The 22,759-nt window shown below is 55.4% G+C and carries 24 protein-coding genes; 14 read left to right on the forward strand and 10 right to left on the reverse strand.

What is annotated here, in order from left to right; translation table 11 throughout:
• The first annotated feature begins 829 nt into the window (after positions 1-829).
• Positions 830-2,455 carry a hypothetical protein gene (locus tag BLX42_RS13415; RefSeq protein WP_146117313.1) on the forward strand — a complete coding sequence of 542 codons (1,626 nt, stop codon included), beginning with the start codon at positions 830-832 and terminating at the stop codon, positions 2,453-2,455.
• Positions 2,456-2,782: 327 nt separating this feature from the next.
• On the opposite strand, the gene BLX42_RS26905 is transcribed toward BLX42_RS13415, so the two are convergent.
• Together BLX42_RS26905 and BLX42_RS13420 are read right to left on the reverse strand one after the other, a co-directional pair.
• Positions 2,783-2,905, reverse strand: coding sequence for a hypothetical protein (locus BLX42_RS26905; protein ID WP_256585747.1), 123 nt, complete (start codon positions 2,903-2,905; stop codon positions 2,783-2,785).
• Positions 2,902-3,396, reverse strand: coding sequence for a hypothetical protein (locus BLX42_RS13420; RefSeq protein WP_105641384.1), 495 nt, complete (start codon positions 3,394-3,396; stop codon positions 2,902-2,904). Before BLX42_RS13420 ends, BLX42_RS26905 begins: the two co-directional genes overlap by 4 nt.
• Positions 3,397-3,514: 118 nt before the next feature.
• On the opposite strand from BLX42_RS13420, the gene BLX42_RS13425 reads away from it, so the two are divergent.
• The gene (locus BLX42_RS13425; RefSeq protein ID WP_105641284.1) at positions 3,515-4,600 is read left to right on the forward strand and encodes a hypothetical protein; all 1,086 of its coding nucleotides are present in this window, start codon (positions 3,515-3,517) and stop codon (positions 4,598-4,600) included.
• A gap of 107 nt (positions 4,601-4,707) precedes the next feature.
• Here the strand turns inward: BLX42_RS13425 and BLX42_RS13430 are convergent, their stop codons facing one another.
• Positions 4,708-5,319, reverse strand: a complete 612-nt coding sequence (locus tag BLX42_RS13430; RefSeq protein ID WP_161871962.1) for a hypothetical protein — start codon at positions 5,317-5,319, stop codon at positions 4,708-4,710.
• Positions 5,320-6,149: 830 nt separating this feature from the next.
• On the opposite strand from BLX42_RS13430, the gene BLX42_RS13435 reads away from it, so the two are divergent.
• Positions 6,150-6,662, forward strand: coding sequence for a hypothetical protein (locus BLX42_RS13435; RefSeq protein ID WP_105641282.1), 513 nt, complete (start codon positions 6,150-6,152; stop codon positions 6,660-6,662).
• A gap of 328 nt (positions 6,663-6,990) precedes the next feature.
• On the opposite strand, the gene BLX42_RS13440 is transcribed toward BLX42_RS13435, so the two are convergent.
• Positions 6,991-7,209, reverse strand: coding sequence for an MbcA/ParS/Xre antitoxin family protein (locus tag BLX42_RS13440; protein WP_017135698.1), 219 nt, complete (start codon positions 7,207-7,209; stop codon positions 6,991-6,993).
• A gap of 331 nt (positions 7,210-7,540) precedes the next feature.
• On the reverse strand, positions 7,541-8,683 hold the full coding sequence (locus tag BLX42_RS13445; RefSeq protein WP_161871963.1) for a hypothetical protein: 1,143 nt from the start codon (positions 8,681-8,683) through the stop codon (positions 7,541-7,543).
• Between the two features lie 490 nt (positions 8,684-9,173).
• Between BLX42_RS13445 and BLX42_RS13450 the strand changes: the two genes are divergently transcribed.
• A complete protein-coding gene (locus BLX42_RS13450; RefSeq protein ID WP_105641280.1) occupies positions 9,174-9,392 on the forward strand; it encodes a hypothetical protein in 219 nt (72 codons plus the stop codon).
• A 36-nt stretch (positions 9,393-9,428) separates the two neighbouring features.
• Here BLX42_RS13450 and BLX42_RS26910 read toward each other — a convergent pair whose 3' ends face one another.
• Positions 9,429-9,746: a hypothetical protein gene (locus BLX42_RS26910; protein ID WP_017135695.1), complete on the reverse strand. Its 318-nt coding sequence runs from the start codon at positions 9,744-9,746 to the stop codon at positions 9,429-9,431.
• 504 nt (positions 9,747-10,250) lie between these two features.
• Here BLX42_RS26910 and BLX42_RS13455 point away from each other — a divergent pair.
• The 10 genes from BLX42_RS13455 to BLX42_RS13500 all read left to right on the forward strand — a co-directional run bounded on the left by BLX42_RS13455 (position 10,251) and on the right by BLX42_RS13500 (position 19,266).
• On the forward strand, positions 10,251-10,670 hold the full coding sequence (locus BLX42_RS13455; protein WP_105641279.1) for a hypothetical protein: 420 nt from the start codon (positions 10,251-10,253) through the stop codon (positions 10,668-10,670).
• A gap of 582 nt (positions 10,671-11,252) precedes the next feature.
• Positions 11,253-12,242 (forward strand): aldo/keto reductase, encoded by a 990-nt coding sequence (locus BLX42_RS13460; RefSeq protein ID WP_105641278.1) that lies wholly within the window; start codon positions 11,253-11,255, stop codon positions 12,240-12,242.
• Positions 12,239-12,829 (forward strand): flavodoxin, encoded by a 591-nt coding sequence (locus tag BLX42_RS13465; RefSeq protein ID WP_105641277.1) that lies wholly within the window; start codon positions 12,239-12,241, stop codon positions 12,827-12,829. Before BLX42_RS13460 ends, BLX42_RS13465 begins: the two co-directional genes overlap by 4 nt.
• A 24-nt stretch (positions 12,830-12,853) precedes the next feature.
• On the forward strand, positions 12,854-13,846 hold the full coding sequence (locus tag BLX42_RS13470; RefSeq protein WP_161871964.1) for an aldo/keto reductase: 993 nt from the start codon (positions 12,854-12,856) through the stop codon (positions 13,844-13,846).
• A 59-nt stretch (positions 13,847-13,905) separates the two neighbouring features.
• Positions 13,906-14,373 (forward strand): cupin domain-containing protein, encoded by a 468-nt coding sequence (locus tag BLX42_RS13475; RefSeq protein WP_105641275.1) that lies wholly within the window; start codon positions 13,906-13,908, stop codon positions 14,371-14,373.
• Positions 14,374-14,601: 228 nt separating this feature from the next.
• Complete coding sequence (locus tag BLX42_RS13480; protein ID WP_105641274.1) at positions 14,602-15,375, forward strand: carboxymuconolactone decarboxylase family protein; 774 nt, start codon at positions 14,602-14,604, stop codon at positions 15,373-15,375.
• Between the two features lie 121 nt (positions 15,376-15,496).
• Positions 15,497-16,441 (forward strand): alpha/beta fold hydrolase, encoded by a 945-nt coding sequence (locus tag BLX42_RS13485; RefSeq protein ID WP_178110736.1) that lies wholly within the window; start codon positions 15,497-15,499, stop codon positions 16,439-16,441.
• Positions 16,442-16,490: 49 nt separating this feature from the next.
• On the forward strand, positions 16,491-17,543 hold the full coding sequence (locus BLX42_RS13490) for an alpha/beta hydrolase (RefSeq protein ID WP_161871966.1): 1,053 nt from the start codon (positions 16,491-16,493) through the stop codon (positions 17,541-17,543).
• Positions 17,544-17,628: 85 nt separating this feature from the next.
• The gene (locus tag BLX42_RS13495) at positions 17,629-18,522 is read left to right on the forward strand and encodes a LysR family transcriptional regulator (RefSeq protein WP_105641271.1); all 894 of its coding nucleotides are present in this window, start codon (positions 17,629-17,631) and stop codon (positions 18,520-18,522) included.
• 375 nt (positions 18,523-18,897) lie between these two features.
• Positions 18,898-19,266 (forward strand): histone-like nucleoid-structuring protein, MvaT/MvaU family, encoded by a 369-nt coding sequence (locus BLX42_RS13500; RefSeq protein WP_105641269.1) that lies wholly within the window; start codon positions 18,898-18,900, stop codon positions 19,264-19,266.
• 132 nt (positions 19,267-19,398) lie between these two features.
• Here the strand turns inward: BLX42_RS13500 and BLX42_RS13505 are convergent, their stop codons facing one another.
• From BLX42_RS13505 to BLX42_RS13515, 4 genes are all read right to left on the reverse strand, one after another.
• Entirely contained in the window at positions 19,399-20,091 is a 693-nt protein-coding gene (locus tag BLX42_RS13505; RefSeq protein WP_053256027.1) for an ImmA/IrrE family metallo-endopeptidase, read from the reverse strand.
• Positions 20,092-20,272: 181 nt separating this feature from the next.
• Positions 20,273-21,304, reverse strand: a complete 1,032-nt coding sequence (locus tag BLX42_RS13510; RefSeq protein ID WP_256671988.1) for an RES family NAD+ phosphorylase — start codon at positions 21,302-21,304, stop codon at positions 20,273-20,275.
• Positions 21,270-21,620: a hypothetical protein gene (locus BLX42_RS26915; RefSeq protein WP_256671989.1), complete on the reverse strand. Its 351-nt coding sequence runs from the start codon at positions 21,618-21,620 to the stop codon at positions 21,270-21,272. Before BLX42_RS26915 ends, BLX42_RS13510 begins: the two co-directional genes overlap by 35 nt.
• A 128-nt stretch (positions 21,621-21,748) precedes the next feature.
• Positions 21,749-22,681: an ATPase gene (locus BLX42_RS13515; protein ID WP_146117312.1), complete on the reverse strand. Its 933-nt coding sequence runs from the start codon at positions 22,679-22,681 to the stop codon at positions 21,749-21,751.
• Between the last annotated feature and the right edge of the window lie 78 nt (positions 22,682-22,759).

The following is a 22,759-nucleotide window of genomic DNA, read 5'->3' on the forward strand; positions in this document are numbered from 1 at the left end:
CTCTTTCGCCCGCAGGGCGCCTTCGGCTGGTTCAGTTACACCACTTCCCGGGACACGATCGCGGGGCTGATTGTGTTGGGCGGATCTATGTTCTTTCTATCATTGATTGGTGGTGGTAGATAACGCCGTGACGTGCACGATCAGTTGAAGCGCTTCATGCCGTGCCGCACGGATGTTGCAAACATTGGTCGTGGATTTCGTCCAGGTTTACGGGAATTTGGTTACCAGCGGCGAGCCGGGGCCGTGCACCTGGCTACAATTCTGGCCACCACGGGCCCGGTAGCCCCATACGAAGCTGCGCATAATGCATATTATGTTAAATTGTGTGTGTGTGACCGTCTCGCAACATAGATGTCCGTTTCCACTAATGTGAGCTCTACCAGTTAATCGGAAACCACCAACGGTTTCGCGGAAAGCCTTTCAGGTCGCGTACTTGCGTTGCTTACCTAATAAGATTTCTCAGCATCCGCCTCGCCCACCGTCCGATCAATAAGCGGAGCCAGTTTTTACCTAACCCACTGATTTCTCGACTCTTCGAATCACACCGATGATCCGCTTGGAAAAAAATTGCAAGCAGCCTCGTCACCTCGGCTTCGTCTGATTGTTAATCGGAAGAACGAAAAGCCAGTTTCCTCGAATCCAACATCTCGTTGATTTCCCTAATAAAACCCTATGCTTTGGCGAGCGTTCGAGATGTGCTCCCGGTTCGCGTTGTCGCGACTTAACCGGAAGAAAATTCTGGGTTGAGCAAGCCCTGAACGCGACGATTGCCGCACCTCACGACATTGAGTACATTTCGGTGGATGATTTTTTCTGCTAGTGGGAACAGATGGACGTTTCATTCCACCCTTTGCTGACAAGCCAAGGGCTACCTGCGGCGGATGGCTCGGGGAGTTCCGTAGTTGAAATCTGCCTAGTACGAGAATATCTGCAATCGCTTCCCTCCACGCTGCGTGCTCATGACGGCTATAAGCTGTTGGCGGATTACTATAATAAGACTTTGTCGAGGCGCGTGAACGCTAGACAAGAGCTGTATATAATTGAACGACTGCTTCTCTGGTGTTTTTCTATAAAGAAAAAGTCTATTTCCGCGCTTATGGGAAAAGACATATCAAAGTTTATTGATTTCCTAAGGGCTCCCCCGGAAAAATGGCTAGGGAAAGTAGGAGTCAAGCGATTTATAGTGGAGCGAGGTGTTTCAAAGCCCAATCCAAAGTGGCGACCGTGCTCCGCTCCAATATTAGATCCAGAGCGTGTGCGCTTTACCCTGAATAAATTTCTCAGATTTGGTTCTGAATTCATGGGTCTTGTGATATGCCCTCCTTCACCTCAAAAAGCCGGAATCAAGCAGTGCTGCTGTAGAGATGCCGAAAAGCTAGCTGTAGTCTATATGGAGGCATTAGCAACATATCGGCCAGGCAGGGCTGCTAGCGAACGTGGCCTGTTCCTGTTTGCAACCTCTCTATATCTACGCATCAGTCATAGTGAGCTGGCAAAATATTGCAATGAATTTAGTATGCAGTGCTTTTTGGTGACAGCGTACGATAGTGGCTTGTTTAGACTTGCAACGAATACCGGCGTGCTTGAACGGGAATTGCCCAGTGGGTACATGAAATTTTTCTTTCGCTGGCGGGAGTATCTTGGTCTTTCTAAATATCCACAATTCACAGAGCAGCTTCCAATATTCACCCGAAGAGCTCTTGTGAATTTCACTTGTGAGCTCCCTGATATCTGCCCTGGTGGGTATTCACCAACTCAGATACTCAAGTCGCTATTCCTAAGGTGCCCGAATTGCAATAAAAAAGTCGAGGTTAGACAGGCGGCAAGCGTACAGGCGTCCGCGCGATTTAGGAAACGAGTTAGTGACAAGCAGCTGACTCATAGAGCGATTCACGGCGTGTTCTTGCTCTCAAAGAGTAACTGCTCCACCCTCGGAATAGCTCCTATTCCCCTCTTTGGCATGTCTTCTCGAAGTTTCAAGCCTCTAAGTGCTACGCTTAGGGTAAATATGTTGGTGGGGGGGAATAAGTTTTTAGATATCGATGTCTGTCGGGCTGGCGTATCATTTTTTGATCTATTAGCAATGCTAGACTCAAGCCGGCTGAAGCTAATGGCCTTCGAAAAGCTGACACTTTGGTCTATGTTAATTCTGAAAAAGACACCAGCAGAGCTCTTTAGACATGAGGTGGAGCAATTTTACGTATTCTGTATGAACCCACCAGTCGAATGGGTAGTTCAAGGTCGTGCGTTTAGGGACAACGGCTTATATGAGGATCCCGAATTCACGATCAATCAGAATTGGCGTCCGTTTTATCAGTTACCTCCAGATAAAGCGAGCCAGGTAGCACGTGCAAGTCGGATAGTAGGGTGGTGTAATTCATGCTTTGTTACTCTTGTGAAAGCTGGACACTTGCGTGAGAACCCGTTTTCAGATTTTAACAAACGCATAAACTAAGCTTGGAAGCGCTTGCGAATTCCTCAGAAGCCGACCTAAAAATCTAGCTTTACGTTCAGCCAAACGCGAATCGATGAGTGTCTTGAATATTTCCTAGGTGCGCGAGTGGCTGCACTATCGCTCCTACCCCCGCCCCCTCCTCCTCCTCTTTAGCTTTCCTTGCACAGAAAGAGCTTGTACGTGGCTCGGGGCGTTTTTTTCTGGATCAGCCGCATAACAACCTGCCGGCCACTCGAATGATTGGGGAGTCATCCGAGACTGTAGGCACGGAGGTATGCGTTATCACATCCCTTTCCCTACAGCCTCCGATTCAACGGGAGCTATGGATCAACGCCGGTCTGGCTGATCTTTGCGGTTCACCGGGCGCTCCTCGGAGCGTCGGTGATATTCAGTGGTCGGCGGCGGTGGTGTCTTGTTTTCCTGATTCTTCGGTTTCTGTTCGTTGCTCATGCAAATATCTCCTTGCCGAGGTTGATCACTGCCAATAGCGACAACGCCCAGGCGGCGTAGACCATCTCGCTGTAGGCAAAGTCTAGAGGTCTGGATTTCTCGTCGATGGCTGACTTCAGTTTTTCCAACGTATCGATGTAGCAGTTGTAGACATGCTGCTGGTGATCTGGTGCATCAGCCGCTTTCATCCATTCTACAGTCTGGCGACTGTACGGCAGCGTTGGGCAGTCCCGAATTCTCAGAGCGCTCAGGGCATGACCCCACGAGCACACCACACAGAAAGCTGCAGCCAAAAAGCACCCAAGCGCAATGACATCCCACGGGCCGCTAAGGGCGAAAAGCACCCTCCCCTTGGCGCTGGCGAGCGCCGTCAATGCGGCGATCACCACCGAAACGGCGGTTAGGAACTTAGCGCATTTGTTCTCGAAGTGGTCGAACCGGGCCTGTTCATCCTTGTAGCGGTCTTTCAGGTAAGCCAGGGTGTCGTCCATGATGGTGTCCGTCTGGCCGTCTTCAATTTGAAGGTCGGCGACTCTCAAAAGTACTGGTCAAGCGAGGCGTTGATAAGCCAAGCTCCCGCCACTACAGCATGGGAGCTGAGGGGAAGTCATGAGCTCAAATCACTATCGCAGTTTGGTGCGTGCCCATCAGCAGCGAATTGCTCGTCTGAGAGAATCACACTCGCGAAAGATCCATGAAGCGGCAAAGCATGGTGAAGCCGTACGAAAGACCGCAGTGGAAGCAACCCGGGCTCAGTCTGCTTCGACCGCCAAAACAAAGCAACAGCAGGCTCAGCGGTACGACGGTTTGCGAGCCAAGGCGGAGACAGATGCTGCAAAAATCCTCGCTGATATTAACCGCGAAATGGTTCGCCTCACTGCCGATAAGCAGCGGCTAGATAAGGCCCTGGAGCGTGAGCAGATTAACGAGTCTCGTAAGCTCAGGGCTGAGCAGGAGCGATTACAAAGAAAAGCCCTTCAGGATGCCCAAGCGAAGAGTCGCCAGCTCGGTTCTCTTCAAGTCGGTCTCGCCTATCAAGTGGCTCGTGCAGATGAGCTCGAACGGGAGTTGGCAAAGCTTAAGGAACCACCTGAGCAAATTCAGATTCTGTTCTTCGGTGCTGACCCTGGTCGCAAATCTGAGAAAGCGTTGGATCTGCAAAATGAGATCCGTCAGGTAAACGCCCATATTCGCGCCTCGAAACATCGAGACGCGCTGAAGGTAGATTCGCACTGGGCAGTTCAGGCTGAGGACATCCTTCAAGCTCTGGATGAGAGCGAGCCTGCTGTCATTCACTTCAGTGGACATGGCACCCCTGGTGGACACTTAGTGGTGGAAACGCCGACTGGTGAGCCCCACGTGGTGCCGTTGCAAGGGATGCTTCGCGCGGTGGCAGGCAGCAAGCGATTCTTAAAGGTCGCTGTGTTCAACTGCTGTCACTCCCATGAACTGGCTGAACAATGTTCCGAGCACCTTATCGCAGCCATTGGCATGGATGGCGCTATCGCCGATGTGGCAGCAAAAGACTTCGCGGCGCGATTCTATGCATCGATCGGCTTTGGACAGGACGTTCACCAAGCATTTGATAGGGCTGTCACGCAGCTAGAGATGAAGTACCCCGATGAGGCTCATATCCCTCAGCTCTATGTGAATCCGCTGGCTGAAGAAGGTGAGCTGACACTGGTCAAACCCTGAAACGGGCAGGTATAGACAGAATACCTAGCCTTCCATGAAGGCAGTGACCGGAGTAGCTAGAGATCTGGCAGCAATGTTGGCTTAGGCATTTTTACTTGCTATTGGCACTACAAGCCAAGATCTCGCGCGAATAGCTTGCAACGAAGGGTGTCTGCTACCAACTCATCTTTGACGAGTTTTTCCAATAGTGCGTAAGTAAAGTCGACCCATGATTTGAGTGTATACTCCCAATCCATGCTAGCAGCCCAGATGAAAGCCTTTCGATCGTGTTTTACCTTGAGATGGGCCAGCGTTCTTATTGCTACAGCGCCCTTCCCTTCAAGTATCTCCGCTGGTTGATTAGGGGGGAGTGAGTGCGCCATGGAAAGCTTCCGTAGGTAATCGTGAAAGGTTACTGTCGAGGTGATGGTTTCCAGCCTGTCTTCGAACAGCGAAGATATCTCTTTGACAGAGTATACTAAACTCGCGGCCCGCCAGATAAAGTTCACCTGTTCAATTTCGAATCCATGTTCAAGCGAGGACTGCAGCACACTGGAATACAGATTACGAACTTCAAGAGAGATGCCGGTGCCAGCTGGCTTGTAAGCACTTTTCGCCTGACTGATATCCGTCCTCCTCGGTTTTTGCTTGTTATTTACAGCAGCGGAGGCTGATATAATTTGCAGTATTTCGGCAGAGGTGACTTTGCTGCTTTGATTCTGCCTCCACCGTGCTTTCATCTCAAACCCTCGCGTTAAATTAGCAACAGCACGCTCACCGTGTCAGATATGGGCGATTAGGATGCTTGAGCTCAAAACCTGAGCTTCTGGCGGCCCGCGTGACAGCACTGGAGAACAACGCCTTTCCAACCCCTGCTAACAATCAACCGTTTCCTGTCGGGCGACTCTGACGCCTGCCACGAATATAGGGCCTATATCAAAGTGCCACCCAGTTTAAGGGTTAAACTCAGGGAAAGTTCCGAGTACAACCTGAAGCGCGAAGTAGCAGGTGCTTGTGTTGAATGGATTTGCTACCCATCGCTTGAGCCTAGGATAGAACGTGAATTCGCTCTGTCAAGAGGACGCTCGCGTGCGCAACCTGTTGCGACCAGAAACTGTCCGAGGCGAAATAAGCATTTAATTAATTATTGAGAATCCTGTTGCTCGCTGCCAGAGGGTAGATCCAAAAAGTCCACTAAGTAGAATATCCAAAGGCTACAAAAAAAGCGCAGTAATTTCATTAGGTTGCGGCCTGTTGCGCGCAGGAAACCTAATCTACTAAGTGTACTATTTGAGCGAGTTTTTCCGCCTCTCCTGCCCCTCGTCAAGTATGATTTTATTCAGATGGTTTCAGACCAGCGGTGCGAGTCCTCAAGGCCATCCTTGTCACGGCAACAGACAATCTCCATTCCCAAGGCCGTCATTTAAAATCGTACTGCTCCACTTTCTCTAGGGAGGGCCGTATTTGATTGCGTGCCAGCTGGCTCCACAGGCATTCTGAAAGAAGCATGCCGCCCCCTGTGGACGGTTGACGTACGCACAGTCCAAATACAATAATCAGGAAGCTTAAAATGGCCGTCAGCAATATACCTGCTCCAGCTACTAAAACTAAAACGGGCACGAAGGCGTGGTTCAGCAGAAGTCGTCTGTCCCCCGCCCACAAAAGACTCGTCAGTCTCAGCCAATTCCAGGCAATAGGCTGGTTTTTCACGGCAGTAGATTCTATGGCCGAAGGTTCCTACCTAGACCAGTTGAACGCGATGTACGCTTTTGACAGAGAAGTCGATCAATTTTGCTTAGCGGATTTTGCTGCGGTACACCTACTGACCTCCGCAACGTGGAACGATAGAGTAGTAGCTGCTTGGTGTTTGGTTGGTGCGGATCAGCGAGCGATTGCCAGGCTATTTGTGGCAGACGACGCACACAACTTTTGGCCCGACACGCAATTCTGTAATCCTGGTTGGGACGAATATGTTCAAGCGAGGCTCGCCGCTATAAACGCAGGCGAGACGGAGCATTCTCAGTTTAATATTGTCAGTTTTGTTGGTCAGCCTGCCCGTGACCGCCTTGATTTTGCGCCGTAGTAAACAATGCCAGTGATGCAGCGGTGTACTCCGCCGGAACGCCCCCCCCCGCCTGCGGCCGATGAGGTCTTTCGACTCGCTGCAGTCGTACAGTACCCACGCTGTGGAGCTGTTGAGCACTTGGCAGCAGACCACGCTAGAAAACTTGTTGAGGGACGCCTAGACGCCCCGCAATCAGCTGAGATCGAGACGGAAGTCACCTCACCTAGGGCGTCAGAGAAGGCACACGGCCAACTGGGTGGGTGTACAAGGGGGCGGCAGTCTTGGCAGCCCTGAGCAGAATCAGGCTCGACATCTGACACGCCTCTAGAACGTTGTTCACTGGCAATCAGGCGACAAATCCATGCTCCAAGCGCCTGATAAACTCGATAACCGTGTCAGTCTCTAGTCTAGTCGTGACCATACCGGCAGGAGCCTTGCCGCCAAAGGCTTGCAACGGACGTGACATCCAGCGCGTGGCTGCATCACAATCGCCGTTATACAGGCTCTTTGCGGCGTTTAGTACTTCCAGGTAACGGTCGTGTTGATCGGGTGACAAGGTGCTCATGAGTACGCTCCTTCTGCGGTCTGATCCTAGACTACACCATCGCCATCCGCTCAATGTCTCCCCCTTATAGGCGAGCCTGGTGCCAGTTTCAGGCGTGCCTATTACTACGATCCCTGCAGGTGGTTACGTTGGCCTGAGGCCGGCGTCTCAGGAAATGTGTAAATCAGTTTTTTGACGTGTAAAGCGGGGTGGTTTACACATCAAAAAATTGGTTTACACACCGAGTCGAGGGCGGTTTCAAGCTAGATCTTCATTTCTCTCCCGGATTCCCTCCCCGTCTCCCACTGCGTATCGGCACGCTTTGACTCAAGTCCACAACACCATACTTTCGTCATTCGCATGCTCGCTGCAATCGCTCAGCAAACAGAGGCAGATAAAGCTCAGACTCGGCTATTTGCCACCAAACCTTGTTCTCATCCTTGTCGGTGAAGGCCAGCAGATCGTGCGCCAGAAAGACCTCAAAGCCCGCCCTCGCGACCTTATCTTTGGCGGTGAGCTCGTAAAGCCCGGCTTGGGCAAGTAGCTTTTTGACGATCAGCGGCAGCAACCAGGCGGAGAACATGAGGTGGTTATGGCGAGGCCAGATGCTTCCCTTCTCACCATTTGCGGGGCCATGAGCTGCGGCGTTACGAGCGGCACAGAAATCGTGAACCCAGGCGTCGAGCGGGCGATTTACATGCTTGTCCCAGTGCTTGCACCACCACTGTTCGTCCAGGCTCCCTTTATGCCAGATGGGCGGGTTCGGTAGCTCATCGAAGTGTTCGTTGATGGCTCTGCGGAAGGCAGCTTTGTCATGCGGAACGTCAAGCAGCGTGTCTATGGCAACCCGCATCAGGATCAGCTCGGATCGTTCATCTATGGATGACGCATCGGTATTGGCTCTGAGGAAAGAAACGACCGCCTCGTCGATACGTTCCTTAAGTTCCCCAACAGGTAGCTTGAGTAGTGCGTCAAGCAGTGGGATGTCGAGCGTAATCCGCGAGCTGTTGTCGACGTGGTACGGCCGAATGAACTTGAGCCCTCCCCTACCCGCCAGCATGTTTTGTGTTCCACCGTCACGCCGGCGCGTGGTCATACAGGAATGAGCTGGTGACGCGACATCAAACCGCTGCGCAACGACCTGGAGTGTGTCGGCGTTGCAATAGTCGGAAGTTGAGCACAACGACCGACCTACCAGGGCAGAGAATGCGAGATACGAACACTGAACCAGTCGCTGTTGGATCTGGGCATCCGAGGCTTCAAGGCCCGGTGTGTCTTCGTCCCAAATGATGACCGCGGCTTGCTGGATCGGCTGTGAAGGCTGAGAGCCGAAACCTCTGTCGCCGTAGTTGCCTAGTACGCCGTCGAAAGCTTCCTGCGGTATGCCCAGCAACTCACCCGGAAGTCGACCTCGCTCATAAGGGATCATGCGTAGGTCTGCGATCCGCAGCTCTTTGGCAGCAGATACCCACGGTAGAAAGAACACAACTGCCATAGCCCCTCGCTTCACTTGGTCATAAGATTGAAGAATCTTAGCTCAGTGATGAGTGATCAAATGGGACTGATTTCTTCCGCAGGGCTGAGTGACTAATCCCATGTCGAAGGCGAGAAATTCTAAAACGAAAAAAGCCCCGAAAGGGGCTTTTGTGTGCGTGCAAAAATCATCCTGATAGTTACACGAGTCCGAGAAGGCACGTCAGAGACGTCAGTACCACACCTATTAGATTGGAGCACTCCCCGGACTTTTATACTGTATGTAAATACAGTGTAAAAGTCAACCTCCGTTACAAGCCACGACCGACCCTACTGTCGAGGCGGATCAATTCACGTGGCAGTCTCGGTCTGCACACTCTCCAGCTTTCGCGTGAACGTAATGAGGGAGCGAAACACAACCAGGGCGGCACCTTGAAATACCAGGACGCCAGCTTTACCGCGGGAAACCGTGATACAAGGTGTGCTGCCAACCCTACTAGGATTCGCTAATCATGAAAGAGCTACGGACAGCCGCTGAAGTCCTTGAGCGCCTCAGCCATAACCAGGATGCATTACGCGCCGCCGTCGAAGAGCTAGCCAAATGGGTTGGTGATCGAGGAGCAAGCAGTGTGGTAGAAAATGTGAATGGTGCTCTGACGACTCTCGACGACAACATCGACGCCGTGCGACAAGGCATCGCGGAACTAGTAGCGGCGAGCGTCAAGCAATAGGTGGGCTCAAAATCTGTGTCTCTGCGCGCATGATCGCTACGGCTCGGGCAGTGAGCGGTACCACTCAGCATAGGGCGTGCTTACAGCCTTGTGGCGGTTGTAGTCCGGGCTGCCGTCACTCCACCATACCGGGCCCCTCTCCCCTATTGCCCTCTTCGCCTGATCTACTTCTGCTCGAGCTGTGCGCAACTGATCTGCATGATTTGTTGCCTTCGCTACTTTGACGGCTCTCCGCGCCTCCATCAGCATCTGCACCAACTGCTGGCGCTGGTCATCAGATAGCGCGGGATTGCTGCAGCGCCATAACTGACCTTTGACTACGAAGTAGCGACCGTCTGGTTTCGTATGGCGCATTAAGCAGATCTCGTGAGCTGATACTTCAAAGACATCACAGACGACTCACAAGCTGCACCAGTGAGATACAAGGATCGCTACATGGCGTTAATCGTCAATCGATAAAGTGCTTAAAGCCACGCTGACTCAGTGAACAAGACGGGGGTGGTGAGTCCTCATCCGTCCTTGGGAGTACATTTGTACTCCATCACTATTCCGGTCACTAAGTCCCTAACAACCTCCACTCGTGACTAGGGCAAGCATGCACGTGGGGCGCTTTGTTCGCCGGTGAAGCCAGACCCAGGAACACTGAGGGCTGGACACGGCCTGCAGCACGGCTGTGTGAACCATGCCCTGACTGCGTCTGGGTCTTGGCCCTCCGGGCTTACATCCTCGTGCTAGCGCACTCCGTTTGGCTCATGGCTTCGATTCATGAGTGCCCGGGCAGACATCATGCGACGTGTTGCGGCGACGCTTGCTCCATGGGCATCATGAAATAAAACAACAACAATAAAGGCAGCACCTATGACCTCCCCGATCGCCACCGTATTCGCCTTCATCCCGCAGCAGACTCTTGCCTCGAAAGCTCCCCAATGTAGCGACGAGCTGGACAGCCAAGTGGTATCGATCTTCCAGGCGATTGGTATTTCCTATTCGATCCTGGACAGGATGATTGCCCACGACGCCGGCTGTGCAAATGCGGCTGCGGAATTCTTCGTTACAACGCTTATGAAGGACGGCTGGTCATCGAACACATCGCACCGGTTGGTGACAGAGACCGACTGGCAGCACCGGATGTATCGAGCATGGAGCGTTTTGAACGCCGAGAACCGCGGGATCGCAACGGCGCTCGACTATGAGGTGTACCAGAACTATTGGCCAAATCTGGAGTTTTGCGCGGATGGGTTTGAAGGGAAGATGGAGCGTTGGATCGCCTGGGCTTGAAGGCGACGCACTGTAGATCGCTTGCTCGGTCACCTGTCACTGACAAGGCATTTTGAAAAATACGAGCCCCCTACTCTCCTGAGCGCTCAAGCCTCGGTCGAGCAAGCTCATGACCGGGGACGTGCTCGATCCAGGTGATCCCCCCCGGTTCGAAATGATCGAATACCAGTCACGGAAAGCCTGCACGCACGATCACATTCAACACTAGGCAGGCCACCTGGGAAATTGCACCTGACTTGACCAAGCGTTTTCATCCCACTTGACCATCTGGTTGCATTCGACTTTACCAGCCATTTGCATCGGGCTTGACCAGCGCACGGGTATGCCTTGACCAGCAGGTATCGACCCATAGCTGCCTTCGCTAAGGGCCGCTAACGGCCAGAAGCGGCCGCTCGATTTCTTCCTATCAAACGCGAGCGTTAGGTCTGTTTCTTAGCACTTGCTCAGGGCACGGATAAAGTCCTACCGCCCACCTTATGTGATTGATGAACAGACCTCATGAACCCTTGCCGATTTAACCGTCTAGTCCCCGCTCGGTAGCTCGCTTACTGTTCTCCCAACATCAAATGTCGGGAGATCCAGATGCACAAGCGCACACTCGGAAACAGTTCACTTGAAGTATCAGCTCTGGGCTTGGGTTGCATGGGCTTGAGCCATGGCTACGGCCCGGCGACTGATACACAACAGGCCATTGCGCTGATCCGATCGGCGTTTGACCGGGGCGTAACGTTCTTCGATACCGCCGAGGTTTACGGCCCCTACCTGAACGAACAGGTGGTGGGCGAAGCCCTGGCACCGGTGCGCGATCAAGTGATCATCGCCACCAAGTTCGGCTTCACCTTCGGCGAAGACAATAAGCAGCAGATTCTCAACAGCCGCCCCGAACACATCCGGGTCGCGGTCGAAGGTTCTTTGCGTCGACTGAAGACCGATTACATCGACCTGCTTTACCAGCACCGCGTTGACCCGGCCGTGCCGATCGAGGACGTCGCCGGCGTGGTGAAAGACTTGATTGGCGAAGGCAAGATCAAGCACTTCGGCCTGTCGGAAGCCGGTGCGCAAACCATTCGCCGTGCACACGCGGTGCAGCCGGTCGCAGCGCTGCAAAGCGAATACTCATTGTGGTGGCGCGAGCCTGAGCGGGAAATCCTGCCGACGCTTTGGGAGTTGGGCATCGGCTTCGTGCCGTTCAGCCCTTTGGGCAAAGGTTTTCTTACCGGCACGGTGTCGGCAGATACCACCTACGGCAGCGATGATTTTCGTAGCATCGTCCCGCGCTTCAGCCAGTCGGCGCTGCAAGCCAATCAGGCCCTGGTGGTGTTGATCCGCGAGATAGCCGCGCAAAAACAATCCACACCCGCACAGATCGCGCTGGCATGGCTGCTCGCGCAGGCGCCGTGGATTGTGCCGATTCCGGGGACGACCAAACTGCATCGCCTGGAAGAAAACCTCGGCGGCGCAGACATCACCCTCGAAGCCCTCGAACTGAAGGCAATTGATACAGCGCTGGCGCAGATCCGCATCGAAGGCGAGCGGTATCCCGAGGCACTCAAGGCGCGAGTCGGTCGATGAGCAACGATCACGATCCGCTGCGGCGCACGGTGATCGCCGCACTGGCCAGCGCCCCGCTGCTGTCGCTCGCCGACACGCAAGGCGCCAGTGAAACACCACGCTCAGGCTCGCGGATTCTGGTCGCGTACTTCTCGCGCTCGGGTAATACCCGCGTTGTTGCAGGGCTGATCCAGCGTGGGCTGGGTGCCGATCTCTTCGAGATTCGCCCGGCCCACGCCTACCCCGAGGACTATCTGCAAACCGTGGAGCAGGCGCGTCAGGAGCGTGACACCGGCTTCGAACCCGAGCTGCAACACACGGTTCACGCCCTCCGCGACTACGACACGCTCTATCTCGGCTTTCCGATCTGGGGTGAGACCGCCCCACCCATCGTGCGCGCTTTTCTCAGCGCCCACGACCTGACCGGCAAGACCCTCATCCCCTTCAATACCCACGGCGGTTACGGCTTGGGCAACAGCCGCAGCGTGCTGGTCGAGCACGCGCCGAAGGCCAGGGTTCTGGAAGGTTTTGTGATGGAGAGTGAGCAGGAGCGTAAGACCATGGAACGCGTGAACGGCTGGCTGAGCGATCACCCCCTCACGCGTTGATCGAATTCAGTACGGAGTGACATTATGAATATCCGCACGTTGGGCAACGGCCTGCAAGTGTCCGCACTGGGCCTTGGCTGCATGAGCATGACCTCGGCCTATGGGCCGGCTGCCGACAAAACCGGCATGATCAAGCTGATTCGTTCGGCCCACGAGCAAGGCATCACCTTGTTCGACACCGCCGAAGCGTATGGCCCGTTCGCCAATGAAGAACTGCTGGGCGAGGCCTTGCAGCCGATCCGCGATCAAGTGGTTATCGCCACTAAGTTTGGCTTCGATATCGACTTGCACACCGGCGCACGCAGCGGCGGCACCAATAGCCGTCCGGAGCATATCCGCGCGGCGGTCGAGGCGTCGTTGAAGCGTCTGCGCACCGATTGCATCGACCTGCTTTATCAGCATCGCGTTGATCTACAAGTCCCCATCGAAGACGTCGCCGGCACCGTCAAGGAGCTGATCGCCGAGGGCAAGGTCAAGCATTTCGGCCTGTCTGAAGCGGGTGTGGAAACCATCCGCCGGGCACACGCGGTGCAAGCGGTCACGGCGGTGCAGAGCGAATATTCGCTGTTCTGGCGAGGCCCGGAGCTGGAACTGCTGGCAGTGCTGGAAGAACTGCGGATCGGCTTCGTACCGTTCAGCCCGCTCGGCGCCGGTTTCCTCACCGGTCAGATCGATGAGCACACGCAGTTCGACGCCAGTGATTTCCGCAACGTCGTCCCGCGCTTTTCCCCTGAAGCCCGCAAGGCCAATCTGGCGCTGGTCGACGTGGTGAAAGCCGTCGCGCATCGCAAACACGCCACACCGGCGCAAGTGGCGCTGGCTTGGTTGCTCGCACAGAAACCGTGGATTGTGCCGATCCCGGGCACGACCAAGCAGCATCGGCTGGAAGAGAACCTGGGCGCAGTCGAACTGCAATTGACCGATGAAGATCTGCGCGAGATCAACGAACAGATGGCGCAGATTGAAGTGCACGGTGAACGCCTGCCGGAATCGGCACTGAAGATGACCGGACTCTGAATCTGCCCAGCGCGGCGCCACGTGCGGCGCCACTTTCACGTCTGACCGGAGTTGACCCGATGAACCGATTGATCGCACCACTCGTTGCTTTGTCATTCATGGCAGCAGAATCCCAGGCCGCCAGCGAAATCCGCGTTACACCGAACGGCTCGCAGCCCTCGATCAAGGGCGCGGCGGAAAACTTTACCGGCACGGTGCGCGTTGATGGCCTGTTTAAGGGCGAGCCGCCGGCGCGTGTCGGCGGCGGCACGGTAACCTTCGAACCTGGCGCACGCACGGCGTGGCACACCCATCCGCTGGGGCAAACGCTGATCGTCACCGCAGGCGTCGGCTACGTGCAGCAAGAGGGCGGCCCGCGACTGGAAATCCGACCGGGCGACACTGTCTGGATTCCGCCGCACACCCGTCACTGGCATGGCGCCACGGCCAGCAACGGCATGACCCACATCGCCATCGCTGAAGCCGAAGACGGCAAGACCGTCACCTGGGCGGAACAGGTCTCGGAGGCGCAATACGCCGGACAATGAAATTACGGAATGTGTCGAAGCTGCTCACCCGGCACCTTTGTCGTAGACCGTCATCCGACCTCCAAGCCCCATACCAGCAGGGTCGCGCAGGAATTGCAGCGGTTATGGCAATGTTGACTCATGAGTTCTGCTCAGAAGTCCATGCGCGATTTCAGGGTTAATCGAAACAACCATCCTCCGTACGATCCAGCGACACCGCAGTGACCCGCACTGGATGGAGCTTTCACGATGACCACTGACACACGCAACAGCACTGCCTTCCCCACACTCATGGCGCTTTGTCTGGCCGTAGGGGCGATGTTCAGCGTTACCACTCAAGCAGCCGAGGCATCGCAGACCATGGCCAGCACGTCCGCCAGCGCCGCCACCTTGTCGCGCAAACAACAAACGATTCCTCTGATCGCCGCATCCATGGCGACCAGCGACATGTCCAGCCTCAACACCGCGCTCAATCAAGGGCTCGATGCCGGCCTGACCATCAGCGAAACCCGAGAAATTCTGGTGCAGCTGTACGCCTATGTGGGCTTCCCGCGCAGCATCAACGCCTTGAACGAGCTGATGACGGTGGTGCAGGCGCGCAAACAGCGCGGGATTGAGGATGCGCCGGGACGTGAGCCGAGCGGGGTAACTCCGATCGGGGATGAGTTGCTGGCCGCCGGCACCGCGAATCAAACCAGGATCTCCGGTGCCCCGGTCAAAGGCCCGGTGTTCGAGTTCGCTCCGGTGATCAACCGGTTCCTGCAAACCCACCTGTTCGGCGACATCTTCGAGCGCGACAACCTCGACTGGCAAAGCCGCGAACTGGCGACCATCGGGGCGCTGGCGGCGACGCCAGGTGTCGAACCGCAATTGCGCTCGCACATGGCGGCGAGCTTGCGTGTCGGTCTGAGCATTGCACAGTTGCGCGAGGTCACGGAACTGCTGAAAAAACACGGCGATACGCAGACGGCGGAACGTGCCAACACCGCGTTGGCCCAAGCCCTCGCGGCTTCGGTGAAGTGATATGAAACCTGCAAAGCATCTGCTCAGCATCACGCTGTTGAGCCTGTTGGCGGCCTGCGCGAACCACCCCGATGGCGCGTTACTGATTCAACAACAAGGCAGCTTCGCCGCCGGCGGAACGGTGACCACGGCACCGGGCACCTTCAACCCGCGCCAACCGATGACGCCCAACGGCCAGACCTACCACGGTGACCACGCCTACGCCTTCTATCAAATCCCGGTGGATGCGCGAAAACTGCCCATCGTCATGTGGCACGGTGCGGGTCAGTTTTCCAAGACCTGGGAAACCACCGCCGATGGTCGCGAAGGCTTTCAGAACATTTTTCTGCGTCGCCACTACGGCGTCTATTTGATCGATCAGCCACGGCGTGGTGATGCCGGGCGCAGCATGGTCGAAACCACAATCAAGCCTGTGCCTGACGAACAACTGTGGTTCAACCAGTTTCGTATTGGTCTGTGGCCCAACTACTTCAACGGCGTGCAGGTGCCTCGGGATGCACAAAGTCGCGAGCAGTTTTTCCGCGCAATGACGCCGAATACCGGGCCGTTCGACATGGGCGTGGTCTCTGATGGCGTGTCAGCTCTGTTCGACAAAATCGGCCCGGGGATTTTATTCACCCATTCACAAGGTGGCGGGCCGGGCTGGTTGACGGCGATCAAGAACGACAAGGTCAAAGCCATTGTGGCGTTCGAGCCAGGCAGCAGCTTCGTGTTCGCTCAAGGTGAAGTGCCTGCGCCGATTCCTAGCGCGTTCGACACGGTGCAAGGCGCGGCGGTGCCGATGGAGCAATTCATGGCCCTCACGCGCATTCCCATTCTGATCATCTACGGGGACAACATCCCGGAACAGGCGATCGACCTGCCCGCTCAGGACAGTTGGCGCGCACGCCTGAAAATGGCCCGGTTCTGGCGTGACGCGGTCAATCGCCACGGCGGTGATGTGCGACTGATCCACCTGCCGGAGATCGGCATTAATGGCAATACCCACTTCCCCATGTCGGATCTGAACAACGTGCAGATCGCTGACTTGGTCGCGCAATTCCTCAAAGAAAGCCAGCTGGACTGACCCAAACACTTTTGCAACTGCCACCCTTTTGATTGCTCAGGAGCTTCACGTGAAAAACACTTTCAAAGCAACGTTCATGTCGGCATTAGTCGGCCTCTCGGCAGGCGAAGCCTTGGCCGCCGATTACAAAAAGAGCCCGTTCACCCTCGCCTACGACGGCGCGATCAGCAAGAACGAACCGGGCAAGGTCAATATCCATCCGGTCAGCTACAAGCTCAACGGTCTGGATATCGCCGCCAACGTATACACCCCGGCTAACTATGACGCGAAGAAGACCTACCCGACCGTGGTCGTTGCACACCCCAATGGCGGCGTGAAAGAACAAGTCGCCGGTCTGTATGCCCAACGCCTGGCCGAACAGGGCTACATCACCATCACTGCCGATGCGGCGTATCAGGGTGCCAGCGGAGGTCAGCCGCGCAGCATCGATAAACCGGCGTATCGTATCGAAGACATTCACGGCATGGCCGACTTCATCAGCCAGTTTGCCGGCGTCGATGACAAGCGTCTGGGCCTGCTCGGCATCTGCGGTGGAGGTGGTTATTCGTTGGCGGCAGCGCAAACCGACAAACGCTTCAAATCGCTGGCAACAGTGAGCATGTTCAACTCGGGTCGGGTACGTCGCAACGGCTACAACGACTCGCAAATGGACAGCATTCAGCAACGCCTGCAACAGGCGTCAGCAGCTCGCGTGCAAGAAGCAGCCGGCGGCGCGGTGCTGTATTCGGGCGATGCCAACCTCACCGACGAGCAGATTGCCAAACTGCCCTTCGAGCTGTATCGCCAAGGTTATGAGTACTACTGGAAGACCCACGCGCACCCGAACTCGACCTTCAAATACACCACCAGCAGCCTGATCGACTTGATGCGTTTCGACGCCACTGACCATATCGATCTGATCAACCAACCCTTGCTGATGATCGCTGGCAGCGAGGCCGACAGCCTGTACATGACACAGGACGCCTTCCCCAAAGCCACCGGCACCACCGACAAGGAGGTATTTATCCTCGACGGCGCGACGCACATCGAAACCTATTGGGTGCCACGTTATGTCGATGCCGCAATTGGCAAACTGACCGCGTTTTACGCCCGCACCCTATAATCAAAAATCTCTTGGGGGGTCGCGCCTCGATGCGCAACCTGCTTTCATGGATTAATCCCGCGCCCCTCATGAGAGGTTCTCATCAATGTCCCGCGCCAATCTCAACGACCTGCAAGCCTTCGTGATCATCACCCGCGAAGGCAGTTTCACCCGCGCGGCCGCCCAGCTTGGCGTCTCGCAGTCGGCGCTGAGCCACACCATGCGCGCGCTGGAAAGCCGATTGGGCGTGCGCCTGCTGACGCGTACCACCCGCAGCGTTTCGCCGACCGAGGCGGGTCAGCGGCTGTATCAATCGATGGCGCCGAGGTTCGATGAGATTGAACTCGAACTGGCTGCGGTCAGCGAGTTTCGCGACACCCCGGCAGGCAATGTGCGGATTCAAGCATCCGAACATGCCGCCAACAATATTCTGTGGCCCAAGCTTTTAAAGGTGCTCCCCGACTATCCGGACATCAAAGTCGAAATCACCGTCGACTACGCCCTATCCGACATCGTGGCGCAACGCTATGACGCAGGTGTACGCCTGGGCGACCAGGTAGCCAAGGACATGATCGCCATTCCCATCGGGCCGCCCCTGCGCATCGCCGTCGTGGGGTCACCGGAGTATTTCAAACAGCGGCCAGTACCGACGGTGCCTGGTGATCTGGCGGCGCAAAATTGCATCAATCTGCGCCTGCCCACCCATGGCAGCCTGCTGCAATGGGATTTTGAAAAAGATGGCCATGAACTGAAGGCCCGTGTCGAAGGGCAATGGACGTTCAACAGCAGCGTGCCGATCCTGCGTGCGGCCGTGGCGGGATGTGGCTTGGGTTTCTTGCCCGAGGATATGGTGGCGAAGGAGCTTGCCGACGGCACCCTTGTGCGGGTGCTGGAAGATTGGTGCCAACCGTTTGCCGGTTACCATCTCTATTACCCCAATCGCCGTGAACATTCATCAGCATTTGGCGTTGTGGTTGAAGCGTTACGCTACGAGCGCTGAGTCATCGACCTTCAAGGTGTCTGAATTTTACCCGCCTCATAAGCCGGCGAATAAGCAGATGGTTTTGATCGATTGCAGTCTTACGCGACCGGCTGCTATGGGTCGATTTCTGCCGGTCAAGACGTACACTTGTGCTGGTCAATGCACTAGCCCACGCAAATGACCAGCTTTGTAGAGCTGGTAATCGATGGCAGCTGATAGAAATGGCCGGCCTTAAGGCGAATGCGTTTGGGATGATAGCTCACCGCCATCTTCGCCTGCGAACCCTTTGTTCACCAGGCAAGAGCTAGGCCCTAGCTTACCTCTTCACGATCCGCACATTGATGGCCTGTAGCCCCACACCTATACTCGAGGCACCATATACAGGAGCATCAAATGTCCAGACTCGCCGAATTCCGTGCTTTGGAGCAAAAACTGGCTGCACAGCTGGCCGAACTCGAGACCCTCAAAAACGATGATGGCCTGAAGCGCGAAATCGAATTTGAAAAAAAGCTCCGTAGCCTGCTCTCGGAGTATGGCTACAGCATGCGCAATATCGTAGCCATTCTTGACCCACAATCTGCCAGTCGACGTGCACCAGCCGCTGTGGCTGAAAAGTCCAGCCGCAAGCCTCGTCAGCTCAAGGTCTACAAGAACCCTCACACAGGCGAGCGCGTCGAAACCAAGGGTGGTAACCACAAGACATTGAAAGATTGGAAAAGCGAGTATGGTGCCGACGAAGTCGAGAACTGGTTAGCTAAGTGAATCATCATGAGCAAAAAGGGGGCCTGTGAAGGCCCCCTTTTTTATTTACCCAGAACAGTGATGCCTCTCTGGGCGACCCAACAATTCCCGCCTACTGCACGTTCCAGGTATAGCTAGAACTCCCTGCCCGCTCTAAGGCCACCGCACCAACTCCAGCTCCTTGAGCCGGATGGCCATCGCCGAGTCTGAGACACCGAATTGCTGGGCCAGTGACACCAGGTGCTGGTTGTTAAATCGGGTGCATCGCGCCAGCGCCAGCTCACGTTCTCCCGACTCTTTCGGGGAGTAGAGAAGCCGATCCGGATTGTTGGGGTCGAGGTGATAGGCAATCACGTCACTGAAGCGCAATTGCCCCTTGCAACAGAACATGAACTCGAACCGTTCTCTCACCAGCTTCTGAGGCATTAGGAAGCAGGCGGCGAAGCGATCGGCTTGTCTCTCTGCAGGTGCACGTGGTGTTTGCAGATGACTGCCGTCAAAAGCGCGGTCGCGGTGCATGATAGTGTCTTCGTGGAGCACAAGATGGCCGATCTCATGCGCGCCGGTGAAGAGCTGGACTTTGTCACCAAACTCAGTCGCGACGGCGATCTTGTTCGATTGACGGTCAATCAGGCCCGCGATACGAGTACCGGCGTTGTGCCGATTGAAATGGGTGTCTCCCAGGGTGGGATGCTCATGGTAGTCGTAGCCGCAGACCATGGCAGCGATCCGGGGGCTGCGCATCATCATCGGCGGAACATCTTGATCTGGCCACAGGTAACGGCGATCACGGTAAATCTGCATGAGCAGATCGGTCGCTGCTTTCTCGATATGGGCTTCGTTCATGGCAAAACACCAGATGTAGGCTCTCAAGCACAATTTAGCCCAATATGTAGTGCTTTCAATATGTGCCTAACCCAATATATAGGTTTTGCCGATGAACGGTACGGCTGGTACTGGCCCGCTAAACTCCGATGGGTTCCGAGATCCCTTATAAGATCCGAGCTCTCGTTAGGAACCAGCCACGCTATCGAAACCCATGGTATTTCCTGTCCTGCGACCAAGGAACATAGTGGACTGGGTCGATCTCGGTGCTGAAGCGGACTCCCTGGATTTTGTGAATCACAATGCCGTCTCGAGCTAGACGTAGGCTTGGCTCCGGCGGAGGTACCAGAGGGACGTACCGGGAGGATTGATCTGAGTCTTTAGGTTCCGCTTCCCAGTACTCTGGGTAATACACCAACCTATCTTCATCCGGTTCCCAGAGACTCACATACTCAGCCTTTTGTGTGTCCTCGAGCCTTTCTACCCCACTGGCCTTGTTGAAAAGAATGACGTTCTGCCCCAGTGACGTATCCTGTTGCACCTGCACAGAGGGAAATAAGATACCGTCGAGATTCAGCTTTTCATGGGTTGCAAGGAAATCGGCAATAGCTTGCGTGATCAGATACCCGCTTTCCGCCGAGTCCGGCATAACTGGCATCGTCAGCTGGCGCTGTAAGTCTTTCAGAAACGCGCAGCGTTCGGTGAGGCTCCTGCGAATTGGATTGAAGTAGCTCAACCCCCGATGCGGACGCATTGAAGCCAGGTCGTTCAGGTTGAGAAGCCTCAGAGGCCGGATTACGTCGAACCGCGCGGTAACTACCATGCTGCCAACCGGAGGGCGCACCTCCGCAATTGCCGTGTGGTCATCTGTTGCGCCGTAAAAAACCGAAATTCCCTTGGCGTTCATTCGGCCAGGAGATCCCTTGCCTCCTGGTACCGGGCCGAGATGCTTTTCAGGGTGAGTCAGCGCTTCCTCCATGCTCTGCTCATCCTGGAACACCCTACCCCGTTGGAATGACGAGATTGGATAACCTTGGCCTGCGATCACAATGGCTGAACGGTCGTCCATCGAGCGCAGATCTTCTATGCCGTCGAAGACCATGGTCAGGATTGACCCCACTAAGGGATTTGCCAGTCGGGATTCAAACTGAAGACTGTGCTCCATTTTTCGCCAGCCTACCGTCAATTCCGACGAGGCCTCAGTCTCTTCGACGAAATAGGGGGTCGTCGTCATTCTCCGAGTAGCTCCAGGACTCGAGCAGGCGGTCATGGATATCAGAAATTAGGGCCTGATCGGCACCTAGCATGTGCTCCAGGACATCATACAAACTGACGCCGACGGGAGGATAGCCGTGATGAATCACTGAGCCGGGTTGTTGGATAGCCCGGTACGAGGCATGGATTGCTGTTTCGCAGAGTTCTACCAGCTCTTCCATGTCCATGACAGGGAGCTCTCGGTCGCAGTAGTCACACTCGCTGATATCGTTCTCCGAGGCATGATCCTGCAGGAAGGTTTCGGTAAGGCAATCGGTACACACTACTTGACGCATCATTTGCTCCTTGGATGCATTACACGACACCCTATCTACGTCTAGGCGAAGGCCTCTCGCTGATTTAAGCACTTACCCATCGGGTGCCGGCCTTGCCAATGGTTAGGAGCTGCTATCTTTACTGAAGCTCAGCTCCTCAACGGCCCCAAGTCAATCGCCAGGCAGCGAAGGTCAGTTACCTCTGCAACCATGGTGTCGCTGGCCTCGTGATAGGTGAAGGTGCCCAGGAAATAGAACGTTAAGTACCTTACCAGCCGTGCCTGATCGAGAAGTTCATTCACATAGCGCCTTGATCGGTGCTGAGTCATGACCTCATCAGAGACCTGGAGAGAGGCATCTTTTTCCGAAACCTTGTCATAGAAGTTGAATACGAAGCCGGCCCCTACCCGCGGCTCAATCCGCCCACCGCCGTTGTAGACGTATCCTGCAGTGTCAGGCCTGGCCCAAGCCACCTTCTTGAAGTACGAACGCAACGGTATCTCACCACGCCCTGTCACGTTGATCGTTACCTCGGGAAAGAGGTCTTTGAAGGCTTCGCGTGTGTCGTGGTAGTAATCCACTAGTTCACGCAGGTCACCGCTTCGATGCTTCCGATCGGATCGGGTGCCTTCTGCGCCGCCACCGCCCCGTCGACGATTGGCTCCAGCCTCGTCCTCGTCGCCTGGTGCTGCTCGAGGTGGACGTACCACGGGTTGCTCTGGCTGTGTCGGGGGAACAAAGATATCGATTACCGAAGTGAGTTGGCGTTTTGCCAAGCGTGTGCGGGTCTGTACTTCCGTCTCTCCGGGCAACGGCGCATCGCTACCTTCGTCCTCATCTGGCAGCATCCACTCGCAGTCCACATGATGGTCATAGTGCTCGTTGTCTTTGTAATGCGGAGATTTGACGCGCGCTTTTTCGGTCGGGTGGATGTAGTAATTGACGGCTGTGATTTTTGGCACCACCTTGAGCGCCCTGCATTCCGGCGATGAGCACTGGAACAGAAAACGGCTACGTGGCAGGTTTTGGTTGAAATAGGCCTGATGTGCACCGCCTATGGTTAACTCCTGGCCCAACTCCACACAGTACGCCCGGGTAATCCTTCGCTTCGTTCGCATCTCCAGCCTCAACGCAAAAGCTCGAGACTAACTCGCCCGGGT

Source organism: Pseudomonas sp. SG-MS2 (genome assembly GCF_009933855.1).
GTDB classification, from domain to species: Bacteria; Pseudomonadota; Gammaproteobacteria; order Pseudomonadales; family Pseudomonadaceae; genus Aquipseudomonas; species Aquipseudomonas putida_E.

Excerpts from the sequence above, each read along its gene's own strand:
- BLX42_RS13415 (WP_146117313.1), top strand. The coding sequence starts at position 830 with ATGGACGTTTCATTCCACCCTTTGCTGACAAGCCAAGGGCTACCTGCG.
- BLX42_RS26905 (WP_256585747.1), bottom strand. The coding sequence starts at position 2,905 with ATGAGCAACGAACAGAAACCGAAGAATCAGGAAAACAAGACACCACCG.
- BLX42_RS13420 (WP_105641384.1), bottom strand. The coding sequence starts at position 3,396 with ATGGACGACACCCTGGCTTACCTGAAAGACCGCTACAAGGATGAACAG.
- BLX42_RS13425 (WP_105641284.1), top strand. The coding sequence starts at position 3,515 with ATGAGCTCAAATCACTATCGCAGTTTGGTGCGTGCCCATCAGCAGCGA.
- BLX42_RS13430 (WP_161871962.1), bottom strand. The coding sequence starts at position 5,319 with ATGAAAGCACGGTGGAGGCAGAATCAAAGCAGCAAAGTCACCTCTGCC.
- BLX42_RS13435 (WP_105641282.1), top strand. The coding sequence starts at position 6,150 with ATGGCCGTCAGCAATATACCTGCTCCAGCTACTAAAACTAAAACGGGC.
- BLX42_RS13440 (WP_017135698.1), bottom strand. The coding sequence starts at position 7,209 with ATGAGCACCTTGTCACCCGATCAACACGACCGTTACCTGGAAGTACTA.
- BLX42_RS13445 (WP_161871963.1), bottom strand. The coding sequence starts at position 8,683 with ATGGCAGTTGTGTTCTTTCTACCGTGGGTATCTGCTGCCAAAGAGCTG.
- BLX42_RS13450 (WP_105641280.1), top strand. The coding sequence starts at position 9,174 with ATGAAAGAGCTACGGACAGCCGCTGAAGTCCTTGAGCGCCTCAGCCAT.
- BLX42_RS26910 (WP_017135695.1), bottom strand. The coding sequence starts at position 9,746 with ATGCGCCATACGAAACCAGACGGTCGCTACTTCGTAGTCAAAGGTCAG.
- BLX42_RS13455 (WP_105641279.1), top strand. The coding sequence starts at position 10,251 with ATGACCTCCCCGATCGCCACCGTATTCGCCTTCATCCCGCAGCAGACT.
- BLX42_RS13460 (WP_105641278.1), top strand. The coding sequence starts at position 11,253 with ATGCACAAGCGCACACTCGGAAACAGTTCACTTGAAGTATCAGCTCTG.
- BLX42_RS13465 (WP_105641277.1), top strand. The coding sequence starts at position 12,239 with ATGAGCAACGATCACGATCCGCTGCGGCGCACGGTGATCGCCGCACTG.
- BLX42_RS13470 (WP_161871964.1), top strand. The coding sequence starts at position 12,854 with ATGAATATCCGCACGTTGGGCAACGGCCTGCAAGTGTCCGCACTGGGC.
- BLX42_RS13475 (WP_105641275.1), top strand. The coding sequence starts at position 13,906 with ATGAACCGATTGATCGCACCACTCGTTGCTTTGTCATTCATGGCAGCA.
- BLX42_RS13480 (WP_105641274.1), top strand. The coding sequence starts at position 14,602 with ATGACCACTGACACACGCAACAGCACTGCCTTCCCCACACTCATGGCG.
- BLX42_RS13495 (WP_105641271.1), top strand. The coding sequence starts at position 17,629 with ATGTCCCGCGCCAATCTCAACGACCTGCAAGCCTTCGTGATCATCACC.
- BLX42_RS13500 (WP_105641269.1), top strand. The coding sequence starts at position 18,898 with ATGTCCAGACTCGCCGAATTCCGTGCTTTGGAGCAAAAACTGGCTGCA.
- BLX42_RS13505 (WP_053256027.1), bottom strand. The coding sequence starts at position 20,091 with ATGAACGAAGCCCATATCGAGAAAGCAGCGACCGATCTGCTCATGCAG.
- BLX42_RS13510 (WP_256671988.1), bottom strand. The coding sequence starts at position 21,304 with ATGACGACGACCCCCTATTTCGTCGAAGAGACTGAGGCCTCGTCGGAA.
- BLX42_RS26915 (WP_256671989.1), bottom strand. The coding sequence starts at position 21,620 with ATGCGTCAAGTAGTGTGTACCGATTGCCTTACCGAAACCTTCCTGCAG.